25 protein-coding genes are annotated in these 25,922 nt (G+C 67.1%); 18 read left to right on the top strand and 7 right to left on the bottom strand.

Annotated features, from left to right (window positions below):
* Window positions 1-100: 100 nt before the first annotated feature.
* The 5 genes from U5775_RS19305 to U5775_RS19325 all read right to left on the bottom strand — a co-directional run bounded on the left by U5775_RS19305 (window position 101) and on the right by U5775_RS19325 (window position 3,981).
* A complete protein-coding gene (locus tag U5775_RS19305; RefSeq protein WP_322059695.1) occupies window positions 101-880 on the bottom strand; it encodes a peptidylprolyl isomerase in 780 nt (259 codons plus the stop codon).
* Window positions 881-944: 64 nt separating this feature from the next.
* Complete coding sequence (locus tag U5775_RS19310) at window positions 945-1,256, bottom strand: BolA family protein (RefSeq protein ID WP_322059696.1); 312 nt, start codon at window positions 1,254-1,256, stop codon at window positions 945-947.
* Window positions 1,253-1,786: a septation protein A gene (locus U5775_RS19315; RefSeq protein WP_322059697.1), complete on the bottom strand. Its 534-nt coding sequence runs from the start codon at window positions 1,784-1,786 to the stop codon at window positions 1,253-1,255. The genes U5775_RS19310 and U5775_RS19315 overlap by 4 nt, the downstream gene beginning before the upstream one ends.
* Window positions 1,787-1,886: 100 nt before the next feature.
* Window positions 1,887-2,306, bottom strand: coding sequence for a peptide-methionine (R)-S-oxide reductase MsrB (gene msrB, locus U5775_RS19320; protein WP_322059698.1), 420 nt, complete (start codon window positions 2,304-2,306; stop codon window positions 1,887-1,889).
* A 76-nt stretch (window positions 2,307-2,382) separates the two neighbouring features.
* Window positions 2,383-3,981 carry a protein adenylyltransferase SelO gene (locus U5775_RS19325; RefSeq protein ID WP_322059699.1) on the bottom strand — a complete coding sequence of 533 codons (1,599 nt, stop codon included), beginning with the start codon at window positions 3,979-3,981 and terminating at the stop codon, window positions 2,383-2,385.
* A 188-nt stretch (window positions 3,982-4,169) separates the two neighbouring features.
* Between U5775_RS19325 and U5775_RS19330 the strand changes: the two genes are divergently transcribed.
* The 9 genes from U5775_RS19330 (at window position 4,170) to U5775_RS19370 (ending at window position 14,288) form a co-directional block, all read left to right on the top strand.
* A complete protein-coding gene (locus U5775_RS19330; protein ID WP_322059700.1) occupies window positions 4,170-5,912 on the top strand; it encodes a 3-(methylthio)propionyl-CoA ligase in 1,743 nt (580 codons plus the stop codon).
* Between the two features lie 256 nt (window positions 5,913-6,168).
* A complete protein-coding gene (locus U5775_RS19335; RefSeq protein ID WP_322059701.1) occupies window positions 6,169-8,250 on the top strand; it encodes a 3-hydroxyacyl-CoA dehydrogenase NAD-binding domain-containing protein in 2,082 nt (693 codons plus the stop codon).
* Window positions 8,251-8,308: 58 nt separating this feature from the next.
* Window positions 8,309-8,944, top strand: a complete 636-nt coding sequence (pncA, locus tag U5775_RS19340; protein ID WP_322059702.1) for a bifunctional nicotinamidase/pyrazinamidase — start codon at window positions 8,309-8,311, stop codon at window positions 8,942-8,944.
* Between the two features lie 96 nt (window positions 8,945-9,040).
* Window positions 9,041-10,219, top strand: coding sequence for an acetyl-CoA C-acyltransferase (locus U5775_RS19345; RefSeq protein WP_322059703.1), 1,179 nt, complete (start codon window positions 9,041-9,043; stop codon window positions 10,217-10,219).
* A gap of 133 nt (window positions 10,220-10,352) precedes the next feature.
* On the top strand, window positions 10,353-10,655 hold the full coding sequence (locus U5775_RS19350; protein WP_322059704.1) for a Dabb family protein: 303 nt from the start codon (window positions 10,353-10,355) through the stop codon (window positions 10,653-10,655).
* 16 nt (window positions 10,656-10,671) lie between these two features.
* The gene (locus U5775_RS19355) at window positions 10,672-11,169 is read left to right on the top strand and encodes a PaaI family thioesterase (RefSeq protein ID WP_322059705.1); all 498 of its coding nucleotides are present in this window, start codon (window positions 10,672-10,674) and stop codon (window positions 11,167-11,169) included.
* A 133-nt stretch (window positions 11,170-11,302) separates the two neighbouring features.
* Complete coding sequence (locus U5775_RS19360; RefSeq protein WP_322059706.1) at window positions 11,303-12,301, top strand: NADP-dependent oxidoreductase; 999 nt, start codon at window positions 11,303-11,305, stop codon at window positions 12,299-12,301.
* 87 nt (window positions 12,302-12,388) lie between these two features.
* Window positions 12,389-13,273, top strand: coding sequence for an SDR family oxidoreductase (locus tag U5775_RS19365; protein WP_322059707.1), 885 nt, complete (start codon window positions 12,389-12,391; stop codon window positions 13,271-13,273).
* A 52-nt stretch (window positions 13,274-13,325) separates the two neighbouring features.
* Entirely contained in the window at window positions 13,326-14,288 is a 963-nt protein-coding gene (locus tag U5775_RS19370; protein ID WP_322059708.1) for an alpha/beta hydrolase, read from the top strand.
* A gap of 32 nt (window positions 14,289-14,320) precedes the next feature.
* On the opposite strand, the gene U5775_RS19375 is transcribed toward U5775_RS19370, so the two are convergent.
* Both U5775_RS19375 and U5775_RS19380 read right to left on the bottom strand, forming a co-directional pair.
* Window positions 14,321-15,181: an NRDE family protein gene (locus tag U5775_RS19375; protein WP_322059709.1), complete on the bottom strand. Its 861-nt coding sequence runs from the start codon at window positions 15,179-15,181 to the stop codon at window positions 14,321-14,323.
* Window positions 15,182-15,342: 161 nt separating this feature from the next.
* A complete protein-coding gene (locus U5775_RS19380; RefSeq protein WP_322059710.1) occupies window positions 15,343-16,389 on the bottom strand; it encodes a folate-binding protein in 1,047 nt (348 codons plus the stop codon).
* A gap of 78 nt (window positions 16,390-16,467) precedes the next feature.
* Here U5775_RS19380 and mltG point away from each other — a divergent pair, with 78 nt between their 5' ends.
* From mltG to U5775_RS19425, 9 genes are all read left to right on the top strand, one after another.
* Complete coding sequence (mltG, locus tag U5775_RS19385; RefSeq protein WP_322059711.1) at window positions 16,468-17,478, top strand: endolytic transglycosylase MltG; 1,011 nt, start codon at window positions 16,468-16,470, stop codon at window positions 17,476-17,478.
* The gene (gene tmk, locus U5775_RS19390) at window positions 17,479-18,102 is read left to right on the top strand and encodes a dTMP kinase (protein ID WP_322059712.1); all 624 of its coding nucleotides are present in this window, start codon (window positions 17,479-17,481) and stop codon (window positions 18,100-18,102) included.
* Window positions 18,103-18,118: 16 nt separating this feature from the next.
* A complete protein-coding gene (locus U5775_RS19395) occupies window positions 18,119-19,162 on the top strand; it encodes a DNA polymerase III subunit delta' (protein ID WP_322059713.1) in 1,044 nt (347 codons plus the stop codon).
* 38 nt (window positions 19,163-19,200) lie between these two features.
* Window positions 19,201-19,986, top strand: a complete 786-nt coding sequence (locus tag U5775_RS19400) for a TatD family hydrolase (protein ID WP_322059714.1) — start codon at window positions 19,201-19,203, stop codon at window positions 19,984-19,986.
* 66 nt (window positions 19,987-20,052) lie between these two features.
* Window positions 20,053-20,766, top strand: coding sequence for an ankyrin repeat domain-containing protein (locus tag U5775_RS19405; protein ID WP_415913607.1), 714 nt, complete (start codon window positions 20,053-20,055; stop codon window positions 20,764-20,766).
* Window positions 20,767-21,025: 259 nt separating this feature from the next.
* The gene (locus tag U5775_RS19410) at window positions 21,026-21,382 is read left to right on the top strand and encodes a Rap1a/Tai family immunity protein (RefSeq protein WP_028216386.1); all 357 of its coding nucleotides are present in this window, start codon (window positions 21,026-21,028) and stop codon (window positions 21,380-21,382) included.
* A 374-nt stretch (window positions 21,383-21,756) separates the two neighbouring features.
* Window positions 21,757-23,112, top strand: coding sequence for a mechanosensitive ion channel family protein (locus tag U5775_RS19415; protein ID WP_322059715.1), 1,356 nt, complete (start codon window positions 21,757-21,759; stop codon window positions 23,110-23,112).
* Between the two features lie 62 nt (window positions 23,113-23,174).
* Window positions 23,175-24,581: an alpha,alpha-trehalose-phosphate synthase (UDP-forming) gene (gene otsA / locus U5775_RS19420; protein ID WP_322059716.1), complete on the top strand. Its 1,407-nt coding sequence runs from the start codon at window positions 23,175-23,177 to the stop codon at window positions 24,579-24,581.
* Window positions 24,582-24,713: 132 nt separating this feature from the next.
* Window positions 24,714-25,889, top strand: coding sequence for an AAA family ATPase (locus U5775_RS19425; protein ID WP_322059717.1), 1,176 nt, complete (start codon window positions 24,714-24,716; stop codon window positions 25,887-25,889).
* Window positions 25,890-25,922 lie beyond the last annotated feature (33 nt).

Consider the following 25,922-nt stretch of genomic DNA (forward strand, 5'->3'; position numbering starts at 1 on the left):
ATCGCAAGCTCCTCATGACCCGGCAGGACAACAAAAAACCCCGCGCCTTCGCAGGTCGCGGGGTTTTTTCGATCGCAGCGAACAAGCCGCAATTCGAGCCTTACTGAATCTTCGCCTTGTCGCGCAGTTGCTTCTCGAACGCGAGCAGCTTTTGCTGCTGCAGTTGCTGCACGATCTGCGGGCGCACCTGCTCGAGCGGCGGCGGCGCGACGTCGCGAATGTCGTCCACGCGAATGATATGCCAGCCGAACTGCGTGTGCACCGGTGTATCGGTGATCTGGCCTTTCTGCAGATGCGTCGCGGCATCGGCGAATTCCGGCACGTAGGCCTTCGGGTCCGACCAGTCGAGGTCACCGCCGTTCTTCGCCGAACCCGGGTCCTTCGAGTATTGCTTCGCGAGGTCCTCGAAGCTGGCGCCGGCCTTGATCTTCGCGATCAGGTCCTTCGCCTGCTGCTCGTTGTCCACGAGGATGTGATGGAGGTGATATTCCTTGCCGCCGGCGCCTTGCGTGAGCTTGTCGTACATCGCCTTGACTTCGGCGTCGGTGGGCGGGTTGTTCTTGAGGAAATCCTCGATCCACGCATGGAGGACCACTTGCTGCTGGGCCATCGCCAGTTGCGCCTTCACGTCCGGACGGTTCGGAATCCCGAGGCGCGCCGCTTCCTGCATCAGCACCTGACGGTTGATGAGTTCCTCGCGCACGGCTTTTTCGAGGTCCGGCGTGTCTTGCTGGCCCTGGGCCACGACCTGGGCGACCAGCGCGTCGGCTTGCGACTTCGGAATCGGCGTGCCGTTCACGACGGCGACGTTCTGTGCAAAGGCGGGAGCCGCCGCACACGCAGCCAGCAACACCCAGAGACGGGTTTTCTTCAAGGTCATCGAAAAATCCTAACGGGGCGAACCAAAAAAGTGGGGGTTACGAGGTGTGCCTGGCGAGGCGCGCTCAGCGAGGCAGCGCTGCCGCTTCTTCAGGCGTGAGCGCGGTGATTGCGAGCGCGTGAATGCCGCGCTGCATGGCTTCGGCCAGCGCATCATACACCATGCGATGCCTTGCCACGCGGGCTTTCCCCGCGAATGCGGACGCAACGATCGTGACGTGATAGTGACCGCCCGCCGCGGCGCCGGCATGGCCTGCGTGCTGCGCGCTGTCGTCGCGCACGACGATCGATTCGATGGGGGCGAGCGCGGCCGTGAGGCGCGTTTCGATCAGCGCCATCCGTTCGGCGGGGCTCGCGTTCAGAAACATGTCGCTCATTCTTCTTCCTTCATGTAACGCGAGAGCCACAGGCTCTGGCCGACGATGAACACGACGAGGATGCCCGTCGCGCCAAAGAGCTTGAAGTCGACCCAGGCGTCGGTGGAGAAGTGGTAGGCGACGAACAGATTGAGAATGCCGAGCAGCGCGAAGAAGACCGACCAGACGAAGTTCAGCTGCGTCCAGATGCGCGGCGGCAGGCTGATCTGCTTGCCCATCATCGCTTCGATGAGGTTCTTGCCGAACGCCACCTGCGAAACCAGCAGCACGACCGAGAAGGCCCAGTAGAGGACCGTGGGCTTCCACTTGATGAAGGTCTCGTCGTGCAGCATGAGCGTGGCGCCGCCGAAGATCACGACGATGCCCAGACTCAGCCACAGCATGGGGTCGACCTTGCGGTGGCGAAACGCCACCCACGCGATCTGCACGAGCGTCGCGACGATCGCGACGGCCGTGGCCGTGAAGATGCCCCACACCTTGAAGGCGACAAAGAACAGGATGATCGGGAACAGATCAAACAGAAATTTCATATCGGCCTGAAAGTTTACAAAATGAGCCGCAAAAAGAGGGCGCGACGCTTTCCGTCCTGCGTCGCTCCCCGTGCGGGACGCGAGCTTCGCTCGCCCGCGTTCACTTGGGCTCGAATTGTAGCGCAGCCGAATTGATGCAATACCGAAGGCCGGTCGGGGCCGGACCGTCCTCGAACACGTGGCCCAGATGCGCGCCGCAGTTTTTGCAGCGTACTTCGATGCGCAGCATGCCGTGCGTGCGGTCCGTGCGCTCCTCGATCACTTCGCCATTGATCGGGCGGAAGTAGCTCGGCCAGCCGCAGCCGGCGTCGAATTTCGTGTCGGATTCGAAGAGCGGCGTGCCGCAGCACACGCAGTCGTAGACGCCGCGCTCGGCGTGGTCCCAGTACTTGCCCGTGAAAGGGCGTTCGGTGGCCGCGTGGCGCGTGACCTGGTACTCCATGTCCGAGAGCTGCTCGCGCCATTCGGCGTCGGACTTGTGACCGGGGTAGGCGTCGGAGTTGTGATCGTCCTGGCTCATGTCGGGTTCCTGTCGTGGCAAATACGGGGGCAAGTGCGGGGGCAGATGCGCGTGGAAGTCGTAGATGGGGGCGCGCTCACGAAGAGCAACTGACTTCGAGCGAGCTCGCCCAATCGGGCGGCAACGCGGCGTAGGCCTCGTGCCCGGGCTGCTCGTCGAACGGGCGCTTGAGCACGTTCGCCAGTCGCTCGACTTCGCTGAAGTCCTTTTGCGCGGCGCGCTCGATGGCCGTTTGCGCGAGGTGATTGCGCAGCACGTATTTCGGGTTCACGCGATTCATCGCGGCGGCGCGCGCAGCGTCGTCGCGCGTTTCGTGCGCGAGACGCGCGCGATAGTCGACGGCCCACGCATCGAATGCGGCGCGGTCGAGAAACAGGTCGCGCACCGAGGAGTCGCCTTGAGCGTCGTGCTTCGAGACGCGCGCGAGATGGCGGAACGTCAGCGTGAAGTCGGCGCGGTTCGCGTGCATGATTTCGAACAGACGGTTCGCCAGCGCATCGTCGCCTTCGTGCGTCTGTTCGAGGCCGAGCTTCGCGCGCATGCGGGCTTCGAGCGCGGGCGCGAAGTGCCCCTTGAAGCGTTCGAGCACCGCTTGCGCGTCGGCCACGCAGCGCTCGCCGCGTGCCTTCTCGTCGGCGATCTCGTAGTGCGCGCCGAACAGCGGCAGCAGCGCTTGCGCGAGACAGAACAGGTTCCAGTAACCGATCTGCGGCTGCATGCGATAGGCGTAGCGTCCCTGCGAATCGGAGTGGTTGCAGATGTGATTCGCATCGAAGCCGTCGATGAAACCGAACGGACCGTAGTCGATCGTGAGGCCGAGAATCGACATGTTGTCGGTATTCATCACGCCGTGGCAGAAGCCCACGGCCTGCCATTCGACCATCAGCGCCGCCGTGCTGCGCACCGCTTCGTCGAGCAGCGCGAGATAAGGATCGTCGGCTTCGCGCAGATGCGGATAGAAGCGGCCGATCACGTGATCCGCGAGCGCGCGCAGCGCGTCGATGTTGTCGTGCGAGTAGAAGTGCTCGAAGTGGCCGAAGCGCACGAAGCTCGGCGAGACGCGCGTGACGACCGCGGCGGTTTCCAGTTCTTCGCGGCGCACCGCCTGGTCGGAGCCGATCACGGCGAGCGCGCGCGTGGTGGGAATGCCGAGGTGATGCATCGCCTCGGAGCAGAGGAATTCGCGGATCGACGAGCGCAGCACCGCGCGGCCGTCGCCCATGCGCGAATAGGGCGTGCGTCCCGCGCCCTTGAGCTGCACTTCGTAGCGCTTTTGTGCGTGCTCGATCTCGCCGAGCATGAGCGCGCGGCCGTCGCCGAGCTGGCCCGCCCAGACGCCGAACTGGTGGCCCGAGTAGACGCTCGCATACGACATCGTCGACGGCGTTCGCTCGCGCGTGAAGTTGCCGCAGAAATACTCGGCGAATGCGGGATCGGAGGCCGCTTGAGGATCGAGCCCGAGCAGCGCGGCCGTCTCTTTCGAGAAGCCCACCACGTAGGGCGCGGGCAGCGGCGCGCCGGGCAGCCGCGTGTGGAAGGTCGCGCCAAGCGCCGCGAACGTGTCGTCGCGCGGCGCGCCGAGCGCGCGTTCGAAGTCGGCGAGCGGGCCGCTTGCCGGCGCGCGCGGGGCGGTCGAGCCGCCGTGGGAGTCAGTTTGGCCTGGTGAAAACGACATATTGAGCGCCTTTTGAATAGCCGATATTGTAAGTCCGCGCCCGCCGGCGTGCAGGAGGCGGCCCGGTTGCCTGTCAGCCGGTGCGCATCGAGTCGTACGGAAACCTTCCTCCATGCCGCGCCGAGGCCGGCGAGCACCGCGCCATCCCATACCAAATACTGGCATTCGAGTCGAGGAGACCGCTGACCATGACCGCGACCACCGCGCCGCTGTTGGGACAAATGATGGACGTGCCGCTCCTCGTGTCGTCGCTGATCGCGCACGCGGCGCGCCATCACGGCAGCGCGCAGATCGTGTCGCGGCGCATCGAAGGCGACGTGCATCGCTACACCTACCGCGAGTGCGAAACGCGCTCGAAGCAACTGGCGCAGGCGCTCATCGCGCTGGGCGTCGAGCGCGGCGAGCGCATCGGCACGCTGGCGTGGAACGGCTATCGGCACATGGAGACGTACTTCGGCGTGCCCGGTTTCGGCGCGGTGTGCCATACCATCAATCCGCGCCTGTTCCCCGAGCAGATCGCCTGGATCGTCAATCACGCCGACGACCGCTACGTCCTCTTCGACCTCACCTTCGCCGCGCTCGTCGACGCCATCGCGCCGCAATGCCCGCAAGTGCGCGGCTGGATCGCGCTATGCGACGAGGCCCACCGGCCCGCGATGCAAACGCCGGTGCTCTGCTACGAAACGCTGCTCGCGGCGCAGGACGGCCGATTCGACTGGCCCTTGCTCGACGAGCGCAGCGCCTCGACGCTCTGCTACACCTCGGGCACTACGGGCAATCCCAAGGGCGCGCTCTATACGCACCGCGCGCAGGTGCTGCACGCCTATGGCGCGTCGCTGCCCGACGCGATGAGCCTTTCCGCGCGCGACGCCATATTGCCCGTCGTGCCGATGTTCCATGTCAACGCGTGGGGCATTCCGCACACATCGGCGCTGACCGGCGCGAAGCTCGTGCTACCGGGCAAGGATCTCGACGGCAAGTCGCTCTACGAGCTGATCGAGGCCGAGCGGGTGACCTGCTCGGCCGGGGTGCCCACGGTGTGGCTCGGCCTGCTCAACTACATGCGCGACGCGGGCGTGAAATTCTCCACGCTCGATCGCACGGTGATCGGCGGCTCGGCGTGTCCGCCGGCCATGCTGCGCACCTACGAAGACGACTACGGCGTGCGCGTGATCCACGCGTGGGGCATGACCGAGATGTCGCCGCTCGGCACGCTCGCGAAGCTCAACTGGGAGCAGGCGCAGCGTCCGCCCGAAGCGCAGCGCGCGCTGCTCGAAAAACAGGGGCGCGTGATTTTCGGCGTCGACATGAAGATCGTCGGCGACGACGGGCGCGAGTTGCCTTGGGACGGCGTGGCGTTCGGCGATCTTTATGTGCGCGGACCGTGGATCATCGATCGCTACTTCAAACAGGAAAGCGGCACGCCGCTAGTGGACGGCTGGTTCCCGACCGGCGACGTGGCGACCATCGATCCCGACGGCTTCCTGCAGATCACGGACCGCAGCAAGGACGTGATCAAGTCGGGCGGCGAGTGGATCAGCTCGATCGAGCTCGAGAACATCGCGGTGGCGCATCCGGCGATTGCGGAGGCCGCGTGTATTGCCTGCGCGCATCCGCGCTGGACCGAGCGGCCGTTGATCGTCGCGGTGAAGAAGCCGGGCGCGGAGATCACGCGCGAGGAACTGCTGGCGTTCTTCGAAGGCAAGGTGGTGAAGTGGTGGCTGCCCGACGACGCGGTGTTCGTCGACGAGCTGCCTCATACGGCCACCGGCAAGCTGCAAAAGCTCAAGCTGCGCGAGCAGTTTCGCCATCATGTGCTGCCTGGTGCGCTGGAGGCTAGCGAGCACTGTCCGCTGGAGCCGCTCGATGCGAACAAGGGCCCATCGGGCGGCGGCGCAGGCGGCACGAAATCGGCCGCGATGCGCGACTAGCGCGGCACGCTGTCGAACAGCTTCTCCGGCGCAGCCCTCGGGCTGCGTTTTTTTATGATGCGGCGTTCAACGGCTCGCGCTTATCCACCGACGAATCAGTACAAACCCCGATGACTTGTGTGCAGCAAAAAATTGAACGAACGTTCTTTTTTCGGTATTCTGCGTCTAGACCGGGAATGCCGGACAATGAAGCGGCCGGCGCGTGTGTGCAACTCACGTGAGGCGCCACGCGGCCCGCAAGCACGGAGGCAGGCAAATGGCAGTGGATTACACGACTCGCGACGGCGTCGCCGTCATCACGCTCAACAACCCGCCCGTCAACGGGCTCGGGCATTCGACCCGCACTGGCATCGTCGAGAGTCTCGCGCGCGCCAATGGCGATCCGGCCGTCTCGGCCATCGTGATCACGGGCGCCGGCAAGGCCTTCTCGGGCGGCGCCGACATCACCGAATTCAATACGCCCAAGGCGACCCAGGAGCCCACGCTCGACACCGTCATCAAGGAAGTCGAGAAGAGCGCGAAGCCCGTCGTGGCCGCGATCCATAGCGTGGCGATGGGCGGCGGCCTCGAACTCGCGCTCGGCGCGCACTATCGCGTGGCCGCGCCCGGCGCGCAGATCGCGCTGCCCGAAGTGAAGCTCGGCATTCTGCCGGGCGCAGGTGGCTCGCAGCGTCTGCCGCGCGCCATCGGCCTCGAACCCGCGCTCAACATGATCGTGACCGGTGCGCCCGTTCTTTCCGAAAAGCTCGCGAACTCAGGCTTGTTCGACGCCATGGCGCAAGGCGATCTGCTCGACGAGGCCGTCGCCTTCGCGCGCAAGGCCGCCGACAAGCCAGGCCCGCATCCGCTCGTGCGCCACCGCAAGATCGAGCATCCGAACGCTGAAGGCTTCCTGCAGTTCTCGCGCAATACCGTGGCGGCGATGTCGAAGAACTATCCGGCGCCGGTGAAGTGCGTGGACGCCATCGCCGCGGGCGTGAAGCAGGGCTTCGACAAAGGCCTCGCGTTCGAGCGCGATTGCTTCCTCGAACTCGTGCAGACGCCGGAAAGCCGCGCGCTGCGTCACGCGTTCTTCGGCGAGCGCGCCGCGAGCAAGATTCCTGACGTGCCGTCGAGCACGCCCACGCGCGAGATCCAGAAGGTGGCCGTGATCGGCGCGGGCACGATGGGCGGCGGCATCACCATGAATTTCCTCAACGCGGGCCTGCCGGTTACGCTGCTCGAAACGAAGCAGGAAGCGCTCGACCGCGGCATCGCGACGATCCGCAAGAACTACGAAGCGCAGATCAAGAAGGGCAAGCTCACGGTCGAAAAGCTCGAAGCGCGCATGGCGCTGATCCGCCCGACGCTTTCCTATGGCGATCTCAAGGAAGCCGACCTCATCATCGAGGCCGTATTCGAAGAGCTCGGCGTGAAGGAACAGGTGTTCAAGCGCCTCGACGAAGTCGCGAAGGCCGGCGCCATTCTCGCGTCGAACACCTCGACGCTCGACGTCGACAAGATCGCGGCCTTCACGAAGCGTCCGCAGGATGTGGTGGGTCTGCATTTCTTTAGTCCTGCCAACGTCATGAAGCTGCTCGAAGTCGTGCGCGGCAAGCAAACGGCCAGGGACGTGCTCGCCACGGTCATGCAGGTCGCGAAGAAGATCCGCAAGACGGCCGTGGTCTCGGGCGTGTGCGACGGCTTCATCGGCAATCGCATGATCGAGCAGTACGTGCGCCAGGCGCTCTACATGCTCGAAGAAGGCGCCTTGCCCGCGCAGGTCGATCGCGCGATCGAGAAGTTCGGCTTTGCGATGGGCCCGTTCCGCATGAGCGACCTCGCGGGCAACGACATCGGCTGGGCCATCCGCAAGCGCCGCTATCAGGAGCAGCCGGACCTCAAGTATTCGAAGATCGCCGACCGTCTCTGCGAGTCGGGCCGCTTCGGCCAGAAGACGGGCGCGGGCTGGTACGACTACAAGGCGGGCGAGCGCAGCGCGCTGCCTTCGAAGCTCGTGGACGAGATGATCGTCGCGTACTCGAAGGAAGTGGGCGTCGAGCGCCGCAAGATCGGCGACGAGGAAATCGTCGAGCGTCTCGTGTATTCGCTCGTGAACGAAGCCGCGAAGATCCTCGAGGAAGGTATTGCGTCGAAGGCCTCGGACGTCGACATGGTCTATCTCACGGGCTATGGCTTCCCGCTCTGGCGCGGCGGCCCGATGCTCTACGCGGACACGGTCGGCCTCTACAACGTGGCGCGCGCGATCCGCCGCTATGCGCAGCAGCCGAACGGCGACGCATGGCAAATCGCGCCGTCGCTCGCCGAACTGGCTGAGAAGGGCGGTACGTTCAACTAAGTATTTGAACGTGTTTAAACGGGCGCATCGCCACCGATCGCCAAACCGGACGAACCTCATGAGAAGCGCTGAAGACGTGCTCCTGCTGATCGACCTGCAATACGACTTCATGCCGGGCGGCGCGCTGGCCGTCGCGCACGGCGACGCGGTCGTGCCGGTCGCGAACCGGCTCGCGCAGGACTTCCGGCACGTGGTGCTCACGCAGGACTGGCATCCGGCGGAGCACGTGTCGTTTGCTGGCAATCATGCGGGGCGCGAGCCCTTCGAGACGATCGCGCTGCCTTACGGCGAGCAGGTGCTGTGGCCCGCGCATTGCGTGCAAGGCACCGAGGGCGCCGCGCTGCATCGCGATCTGAACGTGCCGCATGCGCGCGCGATCATCCGCAAGGGACATCACGCCGACGTCGACAGCTATTCGGCGTTTCTCGAAGCCGATCGCACGACGCCCACCGGGCTCGCGGGCTATCTGCACGATACGGGCGTGAAGCGCGTCTATTGCTGCGGACTCGCGACCGACTACTGCGTCGCGTGGTCCGCGCTCGATGCGCGCGCCGCCGGCTTCGAGACCGTGCTGATCGAAGACGCCTCGCGCGCCATCGACCTGAACGGCTCGCTCGCCGCCGCGTGGCAGCAGTTGAGCGCGGCTGGCGTGAAGCGCGCGCAAACGGCCGAGGTGCTGAGCGGTGCCGTCTGATGAGCGTCCGGAGCCGATTCAATTCGCAGGATCAATACATTTGCAAGGGATGGGAGGCGGCGATAAAGCGCCGGGTCCCATCGACTGGAGACATACATGACTGATGCCGTAATCGTTTCGACCGCCCGCACGGGTCTCGCCAAATCGTGGAAAGGCGCGTTCAACATGACCCACGGCGCCACGCTCGGCGGCCACGTCACGCAGGCCGCCGTCGAGCGCGCGAAGATCGACCCCGCCCGCGTCGAAGACGTGATCATGGGCTGCGCGAACCCCGAAGGCGCCACGGGCGGCAACATCGCGCGCCAGATCGCGCTGCGCGCGGGCCTGCCGGTCTCGGTGCCGGGCATGACCGTGAACCGCTTCTGTTCTTCGGGACTCCAGACGATTGCGCTTGCCGCGCAGCGCGTGATCGCGGGTGAGGGCGAGGTGTTCGTCGCCGGTGGCGTGGAGTCCATCTCGTGCGTGCAGAACGAGATGAACCGCCATATGGCGTTCGAAGGCTGGCTCAACCAGCACAAGCCCGAAATCTACTGGAGCATGCTGCAGACGGCCGAGAACGTCGCGAAGCGCTACGAAATCTCGAAGGAGCGCCAGGACGAGTACGGCGCGCAGTCGCAACTGCGCGCGGCGGCCGCGCAAGCCGCGGGCCTCTTCAACGACGAAATCGTGCCGATGACGGTGCTCGCCGGCGTCGCCGACAAGGCTTCGGGTCAGCTCGTCACGAAGCAAGTGACGATTGCCGCCGATGAAGGTATTCGGGCCGATACGACCCTCGAAGGCGTTTCGAAGATCCGTACGGCGCTGCCGGGCGGCGTGATCACGGCCGGCAACGCGAGCCAGTTCTCCGATGGCGCGAGCGCCTGCGTGGTGATGAACGCGAAGGTCGCCGAGCGCGAAGGGCTGCAGCCGCTCGGCATCTTCCGCGGCTTCGCGGTGGCGGGTTGCGAGCCCGACGAAATGGGCATTGGCCCCGTGTTCGCGGTGCCCAGGCTGCTCAAGCAAGCCGGCCTCAAGGTCGAGGACATCGGCCTGTGGGAACTCAATGAAGCGTTCGCCGTGCAGGTGCTCTACTGCCGCGACAAGCTCGGCATTCCCGCCGACCGCCTCAACGTGAACGGCGGCGCGATCGCGGTCGGCCATCCGTACGGCGTCTCGGGCGCGCGCCTCACGGGCCACGCGCTCATCGAAGGCAAGCGCCGCGGCGCGAAGTTCGTCGTGGTGACGATGTGCATCGGCGGCGGCCAGGGCGCGGCGGGGCTGTTCGAAATCGCCTGAGCGCAGCAGGGCCGGGGCGGCGTGCTTTGCCCCGGCCGCGTCCCTCGCGCAAACGGCCAGGCGGGTATCATGACGGCTGATTCGCGCCCATGCGGCGCGGCTTCCGTTCAAGACAGACTGAAAAGGTGCACCCGTGATTCGTCATATCGTGATGTGGAAATTCAAGGAATCGGCGGAGGGCGCCACGCGCGCCGAGAACATCGCGACGTTCAAAACGATGCTCGAAGGCTGCCGTGATCTCGCGCCCGGCACGCTGCATCTCGAAACCGGCATCGCCGAGCCGGGCCTCGCTTCGACGTTCGATCTCGTGCTGGTCTCCGATTTCACCGACAAGGCCGCGCTCGACGCGTATCAGGATCACCCCGATCACCAGGTCGTGAAGGACTTCGCGAAGCGCGTGGTCGAGGCGCGCCAGTGCGTCGATTACGTGGTTTGAGGCATTGAGCGCAACCATGACCGGTACCGTAGATACGACGCAAGACGGCGCGTCCAGCCAGCAGCCGATCATCGAAAGCCCGTTCGTCGATCATCTGGGCGCGCAACTCGTGAGCGCGCGCGACGGCGCGAGCGAAGTGGTCCTGCCGCTCGCCGAGCGCCATATGAACACGTGGGACGTCGCGCACGGCGGCGTGACCATGACGCTCGCCGACATCGCACTCGCGATGGCCGCGCGCAGCGTCGCCGCCGATGGTGTGGGCGTCGTCACCGTCGAAATGAAAGTGAACTTCATGCAGCCCGGCCGCGGCGAGCTGCGCGCGTATGCGCGCGTGCTGCATCGCTCGACCACGATGGCCTATTGCGAAGGCGAGATCCGCGACAGCGAAGGGCATTTCGTGGCGAAGGCGCTCGGCACTTTCAAGTACATGCGCCGGCTCGCGGTGGGCCGCGACGTGACGCGTCAGCGCCTGCGCAGCGACCCCAACGCCAAACCCGGCCCGAGCGACGGTTAAGCGCCGCGCCCGACGCGCAGAAGGCATATAAAGCACGGAAGGCACGCAGGCCGCACGCGTTTTCATTTCGCGTGCGCTTGCGATTCCGCTCCCAACCCAGCGCGGCGCGAGCCGCGACGTCCCATCGAACGCCATGTCCCAGATTAATCGCCAGATTCTGCTTGCCTCACGCCCCGAAGGCGTCGCGAGTGCCGATAATTTCCGTCTCGTTCAAACGCCGCTCGCACCGCTCGCGCAGGGTCAGGTACGCGTGCGCAATCACTGGCTTTCGCTCGATCCGTACATGCGCGGACGCATGAACGACAGCAAATCGTACGCGGCGCCGCAGCCGCTCGATGCCGTGATGATCGGCGGCACGTCGGGCGAGGTGGTCGAATCGCTGAACCCGAAGTTCAAGGCCGGCGACAAGGTGGTCGGCATGGGCGGCTGGCAGGAGTACGCGACCTCGGACGGCAGTGACCTGCATGTGGTCGATACGGCGCATGTGCCGCTCTCCGCGTATCTGGGTCCGGTGGGCATGCCGGGCGTCACCGCGTGGTACGGCCTGAACCGCATCATCGCGCCGCAGGCGGGCCAAACGGTCGTGGTGAGCGCGGCGAGCGGCGCCGTGGGCAGCGTCGTGGGCCAGTTGGCGAAGCGGGCGGGCTGCCGCGCCGTGGGCATCGCGGGCGGTGCAGAAAAATGCCGCTATGTCGTGGAGACGCTCGGCTTCGACGCGTGCGTCGACTACAAAGCGGGCAACCTCTATCAGGACCTCAAGGCCGCGACGCCGCAGGGCGTCGATGGCTACTTCGAGAACGTGGGCGGCGACGTGCTCAACGCCACGCTCGCGCGCATGAACGCCGCCGGGCGCATCGCGCTGTGCGGCATGATCGCGGGCTACGACGGCGAGCCGATCCCGCTCAAGCATCCGCAACTGCTGCTCACGCAGCGTCTGCTCGTGCAGGGCTTCATCGTGAGCGAGCATCTGGACGTCTGGCCGCAAGCGCTTTCCGAACTGGGCGCGCTCGTCGCGAAGCAGCAACTCGTCTATCGCGAGACCGTCGACGAAGGCCTCGAAAACGCGCCCACCGCATTCCTCGGTATGCTCAAGGGGCAGAACTTCGGCAAGCAGCTCGTCAAGCTGATCTGATGACGGCGACGCGAAGGCGCTGAGCGTCTACGTTCGTCGGCCATTTTTCAATGCCTGGGCAGTATTAACGAATAGGTGAGGAGCACGATGTCGGATCCGTTTCAGTTCGAAGGCCGCGCGGCGGTCATCACCGGTGCGGCGAGCGGCTTTGGCCGCGCGTTCGCCCAGCACGCCGCGTCGCTCGGCATGAAGCTCGTGCTCGCGGACGTCGACGCGCTCGCGCTCGACGAAACCGTACAGGCACTGCGCGCGCAGGACGTGCAGGCGATCGGCGTGCGTACCGACGTGCGCGACCCGGCGCAGGTGGATGCGCTCGCGCAGGCCGCGCTCGATGCGTTCGGCAAGGTCCATCTGCTCTTCAACAACGCCGGCGTGGGCAGCGGCGGCTTCGTGTGGGAGAGCAGCGCGCGGGACTGGGAGTGGGTCTTCGGCGTGAACGTGATGGGAGTCGCCAACGGCGTGCGCAGCTTCACGCCGGTCATGCTCGAACAGGGCGAGCGCGCGCATATCGTCAACACGGCCTCGGTGGCGGGACTGCTCGCGCCGCCCGCGATGGCCGTCTACAACGCGTCCAAGCACGCGGTGGTGGCGCTGACCGAGACGCTCTATCACGACCTCAGGAACGTGAGCACGCAGGTGAGCTGCTCGCTGCTGTGCCCCGCGTTCGTACCGACGGGTATCGCCGACGCCGAGCGCAGCCGCCCCGACGAGTTGCGCAACGACGCGCCACGCACGCGTTCGCAGCAGGCCGCCGATCTGCAACTGCAGCGCGCGGTGCGCTCGGGCCGTCTCACGGCCGACGACGTCGCGAAGGCCACCTTCGACGCGGTGCGCGAAGGGCGCTTCTACATCCTCACGCATCCGGGCATACTCCCATCGGTCAAGCTGCGCCACGAAGACATCGAGACGCTGCGCAATCCCACCGATCCGCTCTCGCTCAAGCCCGAAGTCAAGAAGGCGCCGGCGCAATAGCCCAGCCGCGCGCGCCACGCGGCGTTCGAGCGGGACCTCATTCGACAGACTCATGCCGCTCAACGCGAAAATCGCTCTGGTGCTCGACATGGTGGCCCGCGCGGGCCGCAAGCCGTATCACGAAATGACGGCGCGGGACGCGCGCGCCTCCTACGAGAAGAGCGCGTCGGTGCTCGAGATCGCCGCCGCGCCGATGTATTCGGTGGAAGACCTGCACGTGCCCACGCGCGACGGCGCGACGATTCGCGCGCGGCTCTATCTGCCCGTCGAGCCGCAGTGGGCCGAGCCGTTGCCTGCGCTCGTCTATTTCCACGGCGGCGGCTTCACGGTGGGCAGCGTCGACACGCACGACGCCTTGTGCCGCATGTTCGCGCGCGACGCGCGCTGCGCGGTGCTCTCGGTCGATTACCGGCTCGCGCCCGAGCACAAGTTCCCGACCGCCGTGAACGACGCGTTCGACGCCTATGCGTGGCTCCATGCGCACGCGGCCGAATACGCGATCGACGAGACGCGCCTCGCCGTGGGCGGCGACAGCGCGGGCGGCACGCTCGCGACGGTGTGCGCGGTGCTCGCGCGCGACGCGGGCATGGCGCCCGTGTTGCAGTTGCTGATCTATCCGGGCACGGGCGGGCATCAACAAACGGCCTCGCACGCGCGCCTCGCTGAGGGCTATCTGCTCACGGCGCCCACCGTGCAATGGTTCTTCGATCACTACGTGCGCGATGGGTCCGATCGCGACGACTGGCGTTTCGCGCCGCTCGACGGCACGCGCGGCGCGCCCGATTTTCGTGGCGTGGCGCCGGCGTGGATCGCGGTGGCGGAGTTCGATCCGCTCGTCGACGAGGGCGAAGCCTATGCGCAGAAGCTGCGCGCAGCGGGCAACGAGGTCACGCTCGTGCGCTTCGACGGCATGATCCACGAGTTCTTCAAGATGGGCGGTTTCGTGGAGGACGCGCGGCGCGCGCAGGGCGAGGCCGCGCAGGCGTTGCGCGCGGCGTTCGGCTCGGGGGATTGAGCGGGGGCGGCCGGGTCACGGCCTGTCATTCGTTAGCGTGAGGCGGTCTCACGCGCTGAACCGACCGTAAAGCGCTCGTGGCGCTCGAAGGCGCCCGGTCGCGCGATGCGGTGCGAGCCGTCGTCGTCGCTGAGTTCGCAGGCTTCCACGCTCAATCGATCGCCACTCACGCGCACGCGCAGTGCCGTGGTGCCGCGCGTGCCGTATTCGGGCGTCTCGATGAACGCCGCCGACAGGGCGCGCTCGCGCTCGAGCGGAATGCCGGTCGCGGGCAACTCGCTGTCGAGCGCGACGCTCGGGTCGCGCATCAATTCGATCAGGCGTTCGAGCGGGACATCGGGGCCGTCCGCCGCGAGCCGGGCGAGCCCCGCGCGCTTCTTCACGAGCTTCGGCCACGGTGTGTCGAGCACGGCATTGGAGATGCCGTGCGTGCCCTCGGGCAGCGGGGCGGGCACGCGATCGCCGCGATTGCAGTACCAGGCGAGTTCGCGCCGCTTCCAGTCGCCGACGACGAGGTTGAAGCCGTTATACATCTCGCCGTCGCGCGCGACTTCCTCTAGATAGGCGAGCGGCCTGTCGGGCCGCTTTTCGGCGCCTTCGGCATCGCGCCAGCCGGTCAGCCAGCGCGAAACGAGCGTGCCGCGCGTGGGCGCGTCGGGGCGCATCTCGTGCGGCGCGCGGTAGTTGGTGAGCGCCGCGAAGCGGCCGTCGCGCGTCATGCCGAGCCACGTTCCGCCGCCGACTAGATCGCGGCCCGCGAGCACGTCCGGCGAGTCGTTCCACCATTGCATGGGCTCGGCCGTGCGGCGCAGGAATTCGTCGCGGTTCGCGGCGAGCGTGAAGAGCGCGCCATCGTTCGCGTGCGGCCGCCAGTCGAAGACGATCAGGCACATCGCGCGCGGTCTCCGTCGTCGACGGCAGACGCCGTGCGTGAAGCCGAAGCCGTATGTGAAGCGCTCAACGCCTTCGGCGCCGCGAGGCGCGCGAAGGACCACGAAGCGGCAAGCGCCACGCGCGGCGCGGACCGCGTCACCACCGGACCCGGCGCCAAGCGTCAGACCTCGGCGGGCAGTGCGTACGGCAGCGGCAGGATGCGCAGGGCGGGGCCGTCGGCGGCGCCCAGATGCACGCTACCCGATTCGAGCGCCGCGAGCTTGATCTCCGCGAGCAGGTCGACGCCGCCTTCGGGCGCCGCCGCCGCATTGACGATCATGCCGCACGGCTGGCCGGGGTCCTCGGAGTGAAAGAGCTCGGCGCCGGGGCGCGCGGCGTCGAGCCCGGCCGCGACGCTCGCGAGCGCGGTGCGGCGCTTGATCGTGCCGCGATACTGGCTGCGCGCGACGATCTCCTGGCCCGGATAGCAGCCCTTCTTGAAGTTCACGCCGCCGAGCACGTCGTAGTTGACCATCTGCGGGACGAACTGCTCGCTCACGGCCTGGGTGATGCGCGGCTCGCCCGCGCGGATGTCGAGCCAGTCCCACACCGCCGGCGAGACGGGCTTGAGCAGGCCTTCGAGCGAGGCGAGCTTCGCTTCCACGGCGTCCTTCGGGCCGACCCACAGATAGCGCAGGCGCCCGGCCGCATCGGGCATGCGGATCAGCGTGCCCGCGGGGTCGTCCACCTTCACGTGCACGCCGTCGGGCAGCGCGTCGAACACGCGCGCGAGCGCGCCGCGCACGTCGCCCGCGAGGCCGACCACGAGCAGCTTGTCGGTGTCGTCGGTGAGTTTGGCCTTGGCGCGCAGCACGAACATCGACAGGCGTTTTTGCACACCCGCCTGCACGTCCTTCGAGAGCAGCATGCGGATCGTGTCGCCCGTCTTCCACGTGAGGAACGAGGCGAGCAGGCGCCCCTTGGGCGAGCAGTAGCCGGCAAGACGCGCACCCGTGACGTCCAGATGCTGGATGTCGTTCGTGAGCTGGCTGTGCAGGAAGCTGGCCGCGTCGTCGCCATTGGCGTCGATCACGCCGAATTGCGGCAGGATCGCCCAGGCGCCGCCCTTGAGAACGGCGTCGAAATCTTCAGCGGAGGGCGCCGCGGCAGGCGTGGCGATGGCCGGTGCGCTGCTGGACGGAGTGCTTGATGCGAGCGGGGAGTTCATGGATTCGGGGAACAGTCAATCCTGACTTTGGCGGGGGCAAGCAGTTATTATATGAGGTCCGCCTGAGTCTCGTTACGCATGTCCCTCCTCAAGAAATGCCTTGTTGCCGGCGCCGGCCTCGTCGTGCTTGGCGCCGTCGCAGTGGGCGGCGTCTGGCGCTGGGCGAGCACGCCCGTCGCGCTCGCCGTCCCGCAACTCGATGTCACCATCAAGCCGCACAGCTCCGTGCGCAGCGTCACCGCCCAGTTGCGCCGTGGCGGCGTGCCCATCCAGACCGATTTGTTCGTGCTGATGACGCGCGTGCTCGGCCTGCAAAGCCAGCTCAAGTCCGGCAACTACGAGTTCAAGACCGGCGTCACGCCCTATGAGGTGCTGCAGAAGATGGCGCTCGGCGACGTCAACGAGTACGTCGCGACCATCATCGAAGGCTGGACCTTCAAGCGCATGCGCGACGAGCTCGACGCGAATCCGGCGCTGCGCCACGACACGGCGGGCATGAGCGACGCCCAGCTGCTCACCGCGATCGGCGCGCCGCCCGCGCCGCAGGGCAGCGGCGAAGGGCTGTTCTTCCCGGACACCTATCTGTTCGACAAAGGTTCGAGCGATCTGGACGTCTACCGCCGCGCCTACAAGCTGATGCAGACGCGCCTGAACGAGGCCTGGGCCGCGCGCGCGCAGGGCTTGCCGCTGAAGTCGCCCTACGAGGCGCTCACGCTCGCCTCGCTGGTCGAGAAGGAGACCGGCCGTGCCGGCGACCGTCCGCTCGTGGCCGCCGTGTTCGCGAACCGGCTCAAGGCGGGCATGCCGCTGCAGACCGACCCCGCGGTGATCTACGGGCTCGGCGCGAGCTACCTGGGGCGGCTCCATAAAAGCGATCTGCAAACCAACACTCTTTACAATACCTATCTGCATCCCGGGCTGCCGCCGACGCCGATCGCGCTGCCCGGCGCCGCCGCCTTGCAGGCGGCGCTCAATCCCGCCTCGACCGCCGCGCTGTACTTCGTGGCGCGCGGCGACGGCACCAGCGTTTTTTCTGACAATCTCGTCGACCACAACAAGGCCGTCGACAAGTACATCCGGGGTAATTAAATGGCGCGGGGCCGATTCATCACGTTCGAGGGCATCGATGGCGCGGGCAAGACCACGCATCTGGCGTGGTTTCGCGAGCAGCTCGAGCAGAAGCTCTCCGCCACGGGCCGGTCGGTGGTCATGACCCGGGAGCCGGGCGGCACGCCGCTCGGCGAGAAGCTGCGCGAGATCCTGCTGCACGAGCAGATGGACCTCGAAACCGAGGCGCTGCTGATGTTCGCCGGCCGCCGCGAGCACCTGGCGCGCGTGATCGAGCCGGCGCTCGCGCGCGGCGACTGGGTGCTCTCGGACCGTTTCACCGACGCCACCTTCGCCTATCAGGGCGGCGGCCGGGGCCTGCCGCGCGACAAGCTCGAGACGCTCGAGCGCTGGGTCCAGGGCGGCTTCCAGCCCGACCTGACCGTGCTGTTCGACATTGCGCCCGACACCGCGAGCGAGCGCCGCGGCGCCGCGCGCGAGCCGGACCGCTTCGAGAGCGAGACCGACGCGTTCTTCACGCGCACGCGCGCCGAATATCTGCGCCGCGCGGAAGAGGCGCCGTACCGCTTCGCGATCGTCGATTCGTCGCAGAGCATCGACGAGATTCGCAAGCAGCTCGAGCAAATTCTCCGCAATATCGCCTAATAGACTGATTTAAAATATGATCTACCCTTGGCAATCGGGCGACTGGGAGCGCCTTCAGCAACTGCGCAGCCACTGGCCGCATGCGCTGCTGCTGCATGGCCAGGCCGGTATCGGCAAGCTCCAGTTCGCGCAGCATCTGGCGAAGGGCTTGCTGTGCGAGTCGCCGCAGGCCGACGGCCAGCCGTGCGGCGCGTGTCCGGCCTGCACCTGGTTCGCGCAGGGCAATCATCCCGACTATCGCGTCGTGGTGCCCGAGGCGCTGGCCGGTCTCGTGGGCCCCACGGGCGCCGACGACAAGGACGACGCCAAAGCCGACAAGGGTGACGCCGACGAGGGCAAGAAGACCCGCGCCCCCAGCAAGGAGATCCGCATCGAGCAGGTTCGCGCGCTGCTCGATTTCACGGGCGTGGGCTCGCATCGCGGCGGTCTGCGCGTGGTCGTGCTGTATCCGGCCGAGGCGCTCAATGTCGCCGCCGCGAACGCGCTCCTGAAGACGCTCGAAGAACCGCCCGCGGGCGTCGTGTTTCTGCTGGTTTCGGCGCGCATCGACCGGCTGCTGCCGACCATCATCAGCCGCTGCCGCCAATGGCCGATGAGCACGCCCGCGCCGCAGGAGGCGCAGGCCTGGCTCACGAAGCAGGGCGTGGCCGACCCGGCCGGTCTTCTCGCCGAAGCGGGCGGCGCGCCGCTCGCGGCGCTCGCGCTCTCGCAGGACGACAACCGCGCGCTGCGCGACTGGACGCTCGGCCAGCTCGCGGCGGGCGCGGCGTGCGACGCCTTCGCCTGCGGCGAGACGCTGCAGAAGCTGCCGGTGCCGCTCGTGCTCGGCTGGCTGCAGCGCTGGGTCTACGATCTGCTGGCCGAGCGCACGGCGGGCCGTCCGCGCTACTACCCGCAATCGGCGGCAGCGCTCGCGCGCTGCGCGGCGAATCTGGAGGCGCCGGCGCTCGCGCGCTACCTGAAGGCCGTGACGCGCCAGCGCGCCGTCGAAAACCATCCGCTGAATGCGCGCCTCGTGTTCGAGGAGCTTTTTCTCGGCTATCGTGAAATGTTCGCCTGAGTTTTTTGGCGAGCACTATCCCCATCGCAGGACCGCCCATGTTTGTCGATTCACATTGCCATATCAACTTCGAGGGGCTCGCCGACCGGCTGCCCGAGGTGCTCGAGAACATGCGCGCGCAGGCCGTCACGCACGCGCTGTGCGTCTCGGTCGACTTCGAGACGCTGCCCTCGGTGCTCGATATCGCGAGCCGCTACGAGAACGTCTACGCGTCCGTGGGCGTGCACCCCGATCACGAGGACGCCCGTGAGCCCAGCGTCGCGGAGCTCGTCGAGCTCGCGAAGCACCCGAAGGTCGTGGCGATCGGCGAAACGGGGCTCGATTACTACCGCCTCGGCGAGCGCACGATCGAGGACATGGAGTGGCAGCGCGAGCGCTTTCGCGTGCATATCCGCGCGGCGCACGCGACGGACAAGCCGCTCATCGTGCATACGCGCGCGGCCTCGGACGACACGCTGCGCATCATGGAAGAAGAGCGCGCGGGCGAGCCGGGCGGCGTGATGCACTGCTTCACGGAACCGTGGACGATCGCCGAGCGGGCGCTCGCGCAGAACTTCTACATCTCCCTTTCGGGCATCGTGACGTTCAAGAGCGCGACCGACGTCCAGGACGTGGCGCGCCGCGTGCCGCTCGAGCGTTTGCTGATCGAAACGGATTCGCCGTATCTTGCGCCAGTGCCGTATCGCGGCAAACCCAATGAACCTGCGTACGTTAGCCATGTCGGAAGATTCATTGCGCAGCAACGCGGTTTGCCGGACGCCGAACTCGGCGCTGCCACCACGCAGAATTTTTTCCGGCTCTTCAAGATTCCGGCCAACGCCTGAGTCGCACCGCTTGCAGCCAATTACGGTTTATTATCAATTAGATATCGAATAACGTTAAGGCTTGACATGAACTCGAATCCGCTTACGTCCACCGTCCACGCCCCGCAAGCTCCGCGCGCCGCAGGCGTGCGCCGCATCGCCGCCGTGCTCGCCTTCGGCATGAGCGCCGCCTTCCTCGCAAGCGCGCCGGTCCACGCCGAGTCGATCGACTCGCTCGTGAAGAGCGTGAAATTCGACGACGACAAGGGCGTCGCCAAGGACATCGCCAACGGCATGGACCCGAACGCGACCGACAGCCAGGGCATGCCGCTGCTGGTGCTGGCCGCGCGCGAGAAGTCGGACAAGGTGGCGGCGGTGCTGCTCGACAACCCGAAGACCAACATCGGCGCCCAGGACAAGGCAGGCGAGAACGCGCTGATGCTGGCCTCGCTCAACGGCGACATGGATCTCGTGAAACTCCTCATCACCAAGGGCGCCGAGGTCAACAAGCAGGGCTGGACGCCGCTGCACTACGCCGCGGCGAATGGCAACGACGACGTGGCGAAGCTGCTGATCGGCTATTCGGCCGACGTCAATGCGCTCTCGCCCAACGGTACGACTCCGCTCATGATGGCCGCGCGCGGCGATCATATGAGCACGGCGAAGCTGCTGCTCGACCACGGCGCCAATCTCAATGCGAAGAACCAGATCGGCATGAACGCGCTCGATTTCGCCAAGCAGTACAAGGCCCCGGACGCGATCAAGGATCTCTCGGCGCGCATGGGTCAGACGGCGAAGTAAAGCCGCGACAGGGCCGCCGTGGGGTGCAAGCCGGAGCGCAGCGGATTCAAGCCAGGCGCTTCGCACGGCGGTGGGACCGCGTACATCCGGTGCGGCGCCAGCCAGGCCTCGTTGCGCCGAGCCGCTCACCGGCCCTTTCGCAGAGCGCCGCACGGCGCGCCGGCAAAAACAGTGCACAATACCGGGGTTGCCGCCGGCCGCCAGCGGGCGGCTCGCGGCGCGGCAAGCGCCGCCCCCAAACGACGAATCAAGGAGAATCATGCTGCGGGCTCTGATCTGCGCCGGCGCGCTCGCTGTGCCGATTTCGGCTTTCGCCTTTACCGCTTCCGATCTGAACCGGCTGTGCTCGAAGACCGACGTGGCGTCGCGCAGCGCATGTGCCGCCTACATCGAAGGGGCCGCCGACGGCATTTTCAACACCATCGACGCGATCGGCGGCACGACAGGCCCGCGCGTCGGCCAGTATTTCTGCCTGCCGGCGGACGCGCGCTCGGCGCAGCTCACCGACGCCGTGCGCAAGTACATCGCCGACAATCCGAACGTCGCCGGGTACAACGCCAGCACGGCGATCTCGCTCGGGCTCGGCAAGGCGTTTCCGTGCAAAACGAGCAATTGAGCCTCGACCGGGCCGCCTGGCTGGATCTTTTCCCGCGCGTCTGAGTGCCCAACAGGCTGCGCGCCCGATCGCCCGACCCAGGGCATTCGGCGTTGAACCATCGGCGCAGGTGTCAGTCGATTCACTAGCGGGGCGGCTGACGGCCGTCACCGCATCTCGCGCCGCCGCGCGGCTCAGGCCGGCCCGGCGCATTCCATTCTTTAGCGCTTTTTTACGCGCATTCGCGTAGCGTGATGTCTGGCGCGGCGGCCTTCGGCCGCGTGCCTTGCGTCGCCGCGCGCGCCGCGAATGCTGCGCTCGCTGCGCGGGTCCATGGGTCCATGCCCGTGCCGTTTCCATGCGCTGCCCTCACGCTCAGGAGGAACTCGCCGCCGATGCCGACAATCGACGATCTCTCTCTCTTCGCCTCGCGCTTTGCCGACGCGCCGCTACAGAACTGGCTCGGTACGCTTTTCGTCAGTGTCATCGCGCTGGTTTTCACCCTCGCCATTCACTGGCTCGGCGCGCGCGTCGTGCGCCGGCTCGCGCGTCCCTATCCACGCGTGAGCGGGTTCGTGCGCGCGATCCATCAGCCCGTACGCGTCGTGCTCGCGGTGCTCGCACTCGAATTCGTCTGGTGGCAGGCGCCCGACACCCTGCATTTCATCGGCATCCTGCGCGAGCTCTGCGCGTTCGCGCTGATCGGCGCCATCACGTGGCTCTCGGTGCGCTGCGCGGCGGCCATCGGCGAGGCGATCATCGCCGCGCATCCGCTCGACATCGCCGACAACCTCCAGGCGCGCCGCATCCATACCCAGGCCCGCGTGCTCGCGCGCACGGTGATGGTCGTGATCATCATCTTCGGCGTGGGCGCCGCGCTCATGACTTTCCCGAACGTGCGCCAGATCGGCGCGAGCCTGCTGGCCTCGGCGGGCGTCGCCGGGCTCGTGGCCGGTATCGCGGCACGCCCCGTGCTGGGGAACCTGATTGCCGGGCTGCAGATCGCGCTGACACAGCCGATCCGGCTCGACGACGTGGTCGTGATCCAGGGCGAGTGGGGACGTATCGAAGAAATTACCGGCACCTATGTGTCGGTGCGGATCTGGGATCAGCGGCGTCTGATCGTGCCGCTGCAATGGTTCATCGAGAATCCGTTCACGAACTGGACGCGCAGCAGCTCGCAGATCATCGGCTCGGTGTTTCTGTGGCTCGACTACCGCATGCCGCTCGCGCCGCTGCGCGAGGAGCTGGCGCGCATCGTCGAGCCGGCGCCCGAGTGGGACCGGCGCGTTCGGGTGCTGCAGGTCACCGACGCCAACGAGCGCGCGATGCAGTTGCGCGTGCTCGTGAGCTCGCAGGACTCGGGCTTGAACTGGGATTTGCGCTGCCGCGTGCGCGAGGGTTTGCTCGATTTCGTCAACGCGCACTATCCGCAGTATCTGCCGCGCGGGCGGGCCGAGGTTTCGGCGCAACTGGAGAGCGGCGTGACGGGGGCAGCGGGGAAGTCCGGCGCAGGCGGCGAGGCGGAGCCACCCACCGTCTTTGCGCCGAGGCCGAAGCCCTCGTGGGAATCGACGCCGGCGCCCGCGTCGAGCACGGCCGCGCATACCGAGGCCGATCCGCTTATGGGCAGCGGGGAGCGCGCAGCGGCCGCCGGCGCGAGGGCGAACGCGAAGGCGGCCACGCGGCGCGAGGGCGAACGCGAAGACGAAGAGGCGATGGCGACGGCGGACGATCGCGCGACGCGTTGAGCGCCTGGCAAAAAAAGCCGCAAACAAAGCCATGAAATGAAGCAAACAGGAGGAGCATCTCGATGGCCAGATTGATAGTCGTCTCGAACCGCGTGGCGACGCCCACGGAGACCAAAGGCTCCGCAGGGGGGCTCGCCGTCGGGGTGTTCGGCGCGCTCAAGGACGCGGGCGGCGTCTGGTTTGGCTGGAGCGGCGATGTCGTGAGCGAGACCGTCGCGAACGCGGGCCCGACGCTCGCCGACGAGGGGCCCGTCACGTTCGCGACCGTCGGGCTCACGAAGAAGGACTACGACCAGTATTACCGCGGCTTCTCGAACGCCACGCTGTGGCCGGTCTTCCACTACCGCAACGATCTCGCGCGCTACGAGCGCGACGAATACGCCGGCTACCGGCGCGTGAACGCGTGGCTCGCGCACAAGCTCATCAAGCTGATCCAGCCCGACGACATCATCTGGGTCCACGACTACCACCTGATCCCGTTCGCCGAGGCGCTGCGCGGCGAGGGCGTGCGCAACCGCATCGGCTTCTTCCTGCATATTCCGTTTCCTTCGCCGCAAGTCCTGCAGACGATTCCGCCGCACGAAGAGCTCGTGAAGTCGCTGTGCTGCTATGACCTGCTCGGCTTCCAGACGCGCAACGACCAGCAGGCGTTTCACGACTACATCGAGCGCACCGCGCACGGCACGGTATGCGAGCACGGCGAGAACAAGGAGGAGGGCGAGCTCGAGGCCTATGGGCGCAAGCTGCGCACGGGCGTCTATCGCATCGGCGTGTTCCCCGACGAGATCGCCGAGCAGGCCGCGCGCTACGAGAGCCGCCAGCACGTGCTCGACCTCAAGCAGAGTCTCGAAGGGCGCAAGCTCGTGATGAGCGTGGACCGGCTCGATTATTCGAAGGGGCTCGTCGAGCGCTTTCACGCATTCGAGCAGTTGCTCGAGCATTCGCCCGAATGGCGCGGCAAGGTCACGCTCGTGCAGATCGCGCCGCCCACGCGCTCCGACGTCGCGAGCTACAAGGTCATCCGCGAGGAACTCGAGCGCGAGGCAGGCCGCATCAACGGGCGCTACTCGGGCCTCGACTACACGCCGATCCGCTATCTGAGCCAGCAATACGACCGCTGGAAGCTGATGTCGCTGTTTCGCGAGTCGCAGGTGGGCTATGTCACGCCGCTGCACGACGGCATGAATCTGGTCGCGAAGGAATACGTGGCCGCGCAGAATCCCGACGATCCCGGCGTGCTCGTGCTCTCGATCTTCGCGGGCGCCGCCGCCGAGCTCACGGGCGCGCTGCTCGTGAATCCGCACGATGCGGCCGGCATGTCGGAGGCGCTCGGGCGCGCGCTCTCGATGCCGCTCGACGAGCGCAAGGCGCGCTATCTGACCAACATGGAGGCGCTGCGCCGCAACGATCTGGGCGTCTGGCGCGACCGTTTCCTCTCCGATCTCGCGGCCGTGCCGCAGCCGCGTTGAGCGGGCGCGCACTGGCCATCGGCCACCTATGGTCCATGCGCCGATAACACCGGCCGGCGACAACGCGCGCGGCGCCCGATTGCGTATCATCGGGCGCTGGCTCAACCCGCGCGCACGCGCTTGCATCGCCTCATGCTCTCCACTCTCGCCATCGCCAATTACCGCTCGCTGCGCGAGCTCATCGTGCCGCTCGGCCCGCTGAACGTCATCACCGGGCCGAACGGCAGCGGCAAGTCCAATCTTTATCGGGCGCTGCGCCTGCTCGCGTTGACGGCGCGCGGCGGCGTGATTCCGTCGCTTGCGCGCGAGGGCGGACTGCAATCGACGCTCTGGGCCGGCCCCGAGCGTTTCTCGCGCGCGGTCGCCCAAGGCGACTACGCGGTGCAGGGCACGGTGCGCAAGGACGCCGTGAGCCTCAAGCTCGGCTTCTCGGGCGAGACCTTCGGCTATGCGATCGACCTCGGCTTGCCGCCGCCCGCTTCGACGTCGCAGTTCTCACTCGACCCCGTCATCAAGCGCGAATGCATCTGGGGCGGACCACTGCTGCGCCCATCGACTTTGCTCGTGGACCGCCAGGGGCCGATGATCCGCATTCGCGACGAGGAAGCCGGGCGCGGCGAGTGGACCACGCTCGCGCAACCGGTGGCGAGCTTCGACAGCATGATGACGGAGTTCGCCGACCCGCGCAGCGCGCCGGAGATGATCGCGGTGCGCGAGCAGATTCGCTCGTGGCGCTTCTACGACCATTTCCGCACCGACGAGCACGCGCCCGCGCGCCAGGTGCAGATCGGCACCCATTCGCCGGTGCTGGCCGACGACGGCGCGAATCTGGCTGCCGCGCTGCAGACGGTCCGCGAGATCGGCGACGGCGCGGCGCTCGATACGGCGATCGGCGATGCGTTTCCCGGCGCGCGCGTCGAAATCGTCAACCACGAAGGGCGCTTCGAGGTGGCGCTGCGCCAGGAAGGGCTGCTGCGGCCATTGCGCGGCGCCGAGCTCTCCGACGGCACGCTGCGCTATCTGCTGCTCGCCGCCGCGCTGCTGAGCCCGCGCCCGCCCGCGCTGCTCGTGCTCGACGAGCCGGAGACGAGCCTGCACCCGGACCTGCTGCCGTCGCTCGCGCGGCTCATTGCGCGCGCCTCGGTGCACTCGCAGGTGCTCGTGGTTTCGCATGCGGCGCGGCTCGTCGCGGCGCTGGAGCGCGAGGCGGGCAGCCAGTCGATCGTGCTGGAGCGGCGCCTCGGCGCGACGGCGCTCGCCGACGAAGACGCCCTCGACGTTCCAGCGTGGAAGTGGCCCTCGCGCTGACTCGCGCCGGGCGCTGGCGGATGTTTCCACGTG

The organism is Paraburkholderia sp. J63 (assembly GCF_905220245.1).
In the GTDB taxonomy this organism is placed as follows: Bacteria; Pseudomonadota; Gammaproteobacteria; order Burkholderiales; family Burkholderiaceae; genus Paraburkholderia.

What these genes read in the sequence shown, in the direction of transcription:
- U5775_RS19415 (WP_322059715.1), top strand. Translation starts at nt 21,757, where the DNA reads ATGCCGACAATCGACGATCTCTCTCTCTTCGCCTCGCGCTTTGCCGAC.
- pncA (WP_322059702.1), top strand. Translation starts at nt 8,309, where the DNA reads ATGAGAAGCGCTGAAGACGTGCTCCTGCTGATCGACCTGCAATACGAC.
- U5775_RS19325 (WP_322059699.1), bottom strand. Translation starts at nt 3,981, where the DNA reads ATGTCGTTTTCACCAGGCCAAACTGACTCCCACGGCGGCTCGACCGCC.
- U5775_RS19355 (WP_322059705.1), top strand. Translation starts at nt 10,672, where the DNA reads ATGACCGGTACCGTAGATACGACGCAAGACGGCGCGTCCAGCCAGCAG.
- U5775_RS19425 (WP_322059717.1), top strand. Translation starts at nt 24,714, where the DNA reads ATGCTCTCCACTCTCGCCATCGCCAATTACCGCTCGCTGCGCGAGCTC.
- mltG (WP_322059711.1), top strand. Translation starts at nt 16,468, where the DNA reads ATGTCCCTCCTCAAGAAATGCCTTGTTGCCGGCGCCGGCCTCGTCGTG.
- msrB (WP_322059698.1), bottom strand. Translation starts at nt 2,306, where the DNA reads ATGAGCCAGGACGATCACAACTCCGACGCCTACCCCGGTCACAAGTCC.
- U5775_RS19395 (WP_322059713.1), top strand. Translation starts at nt 18,119, where the DNA reads ATGATCTACCCTTGGCAATCGGGCGACTGGGAGCGCCTTCAGCAACTG.
- U5775_RS19315 (WP_322059697.1), bottom strand. Translation starts at nt 1,786, where the DNA reads ATGAAATTTCTGTTTGATCTGTTCCCGATCATCCTGTTCTTTGTCGCC.
- U5775_RS19305 (WP_322059695.1), bottom strand. Translation starts at nt 880, where the DNA reads ATGACCTTGAAGAAAACCCGTCTCTGGGTGTTGCTGGCTGCGTGTGCG.
- tmk (WP_322059712.1), top strand. Translation starts at nt 17,479, where the DNA reads ATGGCGCGGGGCCGATTCATCACGTTCGAGGGCATCGATGGCGCGGGC.
- U5775_RS19405 (WP_415913607.1), top strand. Translation starts at nt 20,053, where the DNA reads ATGAACTCGAATCCGCTTACGTCCACCGTCCACGCCCCGCAAGCTCCG.
- U5775_RS19410 (WP_028216386.1), top strand. Translation starts at nt 21,026, where the DNA reads ATGCTGCGGGCTCTGATCTGCGCCGGCGCGCTCGCTGTGCCGATTTCG.
- otsA (WP_322059716.1), top strand. Translation starts at nt 23,175, where the DNA reads ATGGCCAGATTGATAGTCGTCTCGAACCGCGTGGCGACGCCCACGGAG.
- U5775_RS19310 (WP_322059696.1), bottom strand. Translation starts at nt 1,256, where the DNA reads ATGAGCGACATGTTTCTGAACGCGAGCCCCGCCGAACGGATGGCGCTG.
- U5775_RS19335 (WP_322059701.1), top strand. Translation starts at nt 6,169, where the DNA reads ATGGCAGTGGATTACACGACTCGCGACGGCGTCGCCGTCATCACGCTC.
- U5775_RS19370 (WP_322059708.1), top strand. Translation starts at nt 13,326, where the DNA reads ATGCCGCTCAACGCGAAAATCGCTCTGGTGCTCGACATGGTGGCCCGC.
- U5775_RS19365 (WP_322059707.1), top strand. Translation starts at nt 12,389, where the DNA reads ATGTCGGATCCGTTTCAGTTCGAAGGCCGCGCGGCGGTCATCACCGGT.
- U5775_RS19360 (WP_322059706.1), top strand. Translation starts at nt 11,303, where the DNA reads ATGTCCCAGATTAATCGCCAGATTCTGCTTGCCTCACGCCCCGAAGGC.
- U5775_RS19400 (WP_322059714.1), top strand. Translation starts at nt 19,201, where the DNA reads ATGTTTGTCGATTCACATTGCCATATCAACTTCGAGGGGCTCGCCGAC.
- U5775_RS19330 (WP_322059700.1), top strand. Translation starts at nt 4,170, where the DNA reads ATGACCGCGACCACCGCGCCGCTGTTGGGACAAATGATGGACGTGCCG.
- U5775_RS19380 (WP_322059710.1), bottom strand. Translation starts at nt 16,389, where the DNA reads ATGAACTCCCCGCTCGCATCAAGCACTCCGTCCAGCAGCGCACCGGCC.
- U5775_RS19345 (WP_322059703.1), top strand. Translation starts at nt 9,041, where the DNA reads ATGACTGATGCCGTAATCGTTTCGACCGCCCGCACGGGTCTCGCCAAA.
- U5775_RS19375 (WP_322059709.1), bottom strand. Translation starts at nt 15,181, where the DNA reads ATGTGCCTGATCGTCTTCGACTGGCGGCCGCACGCGAACGATGGCGCG.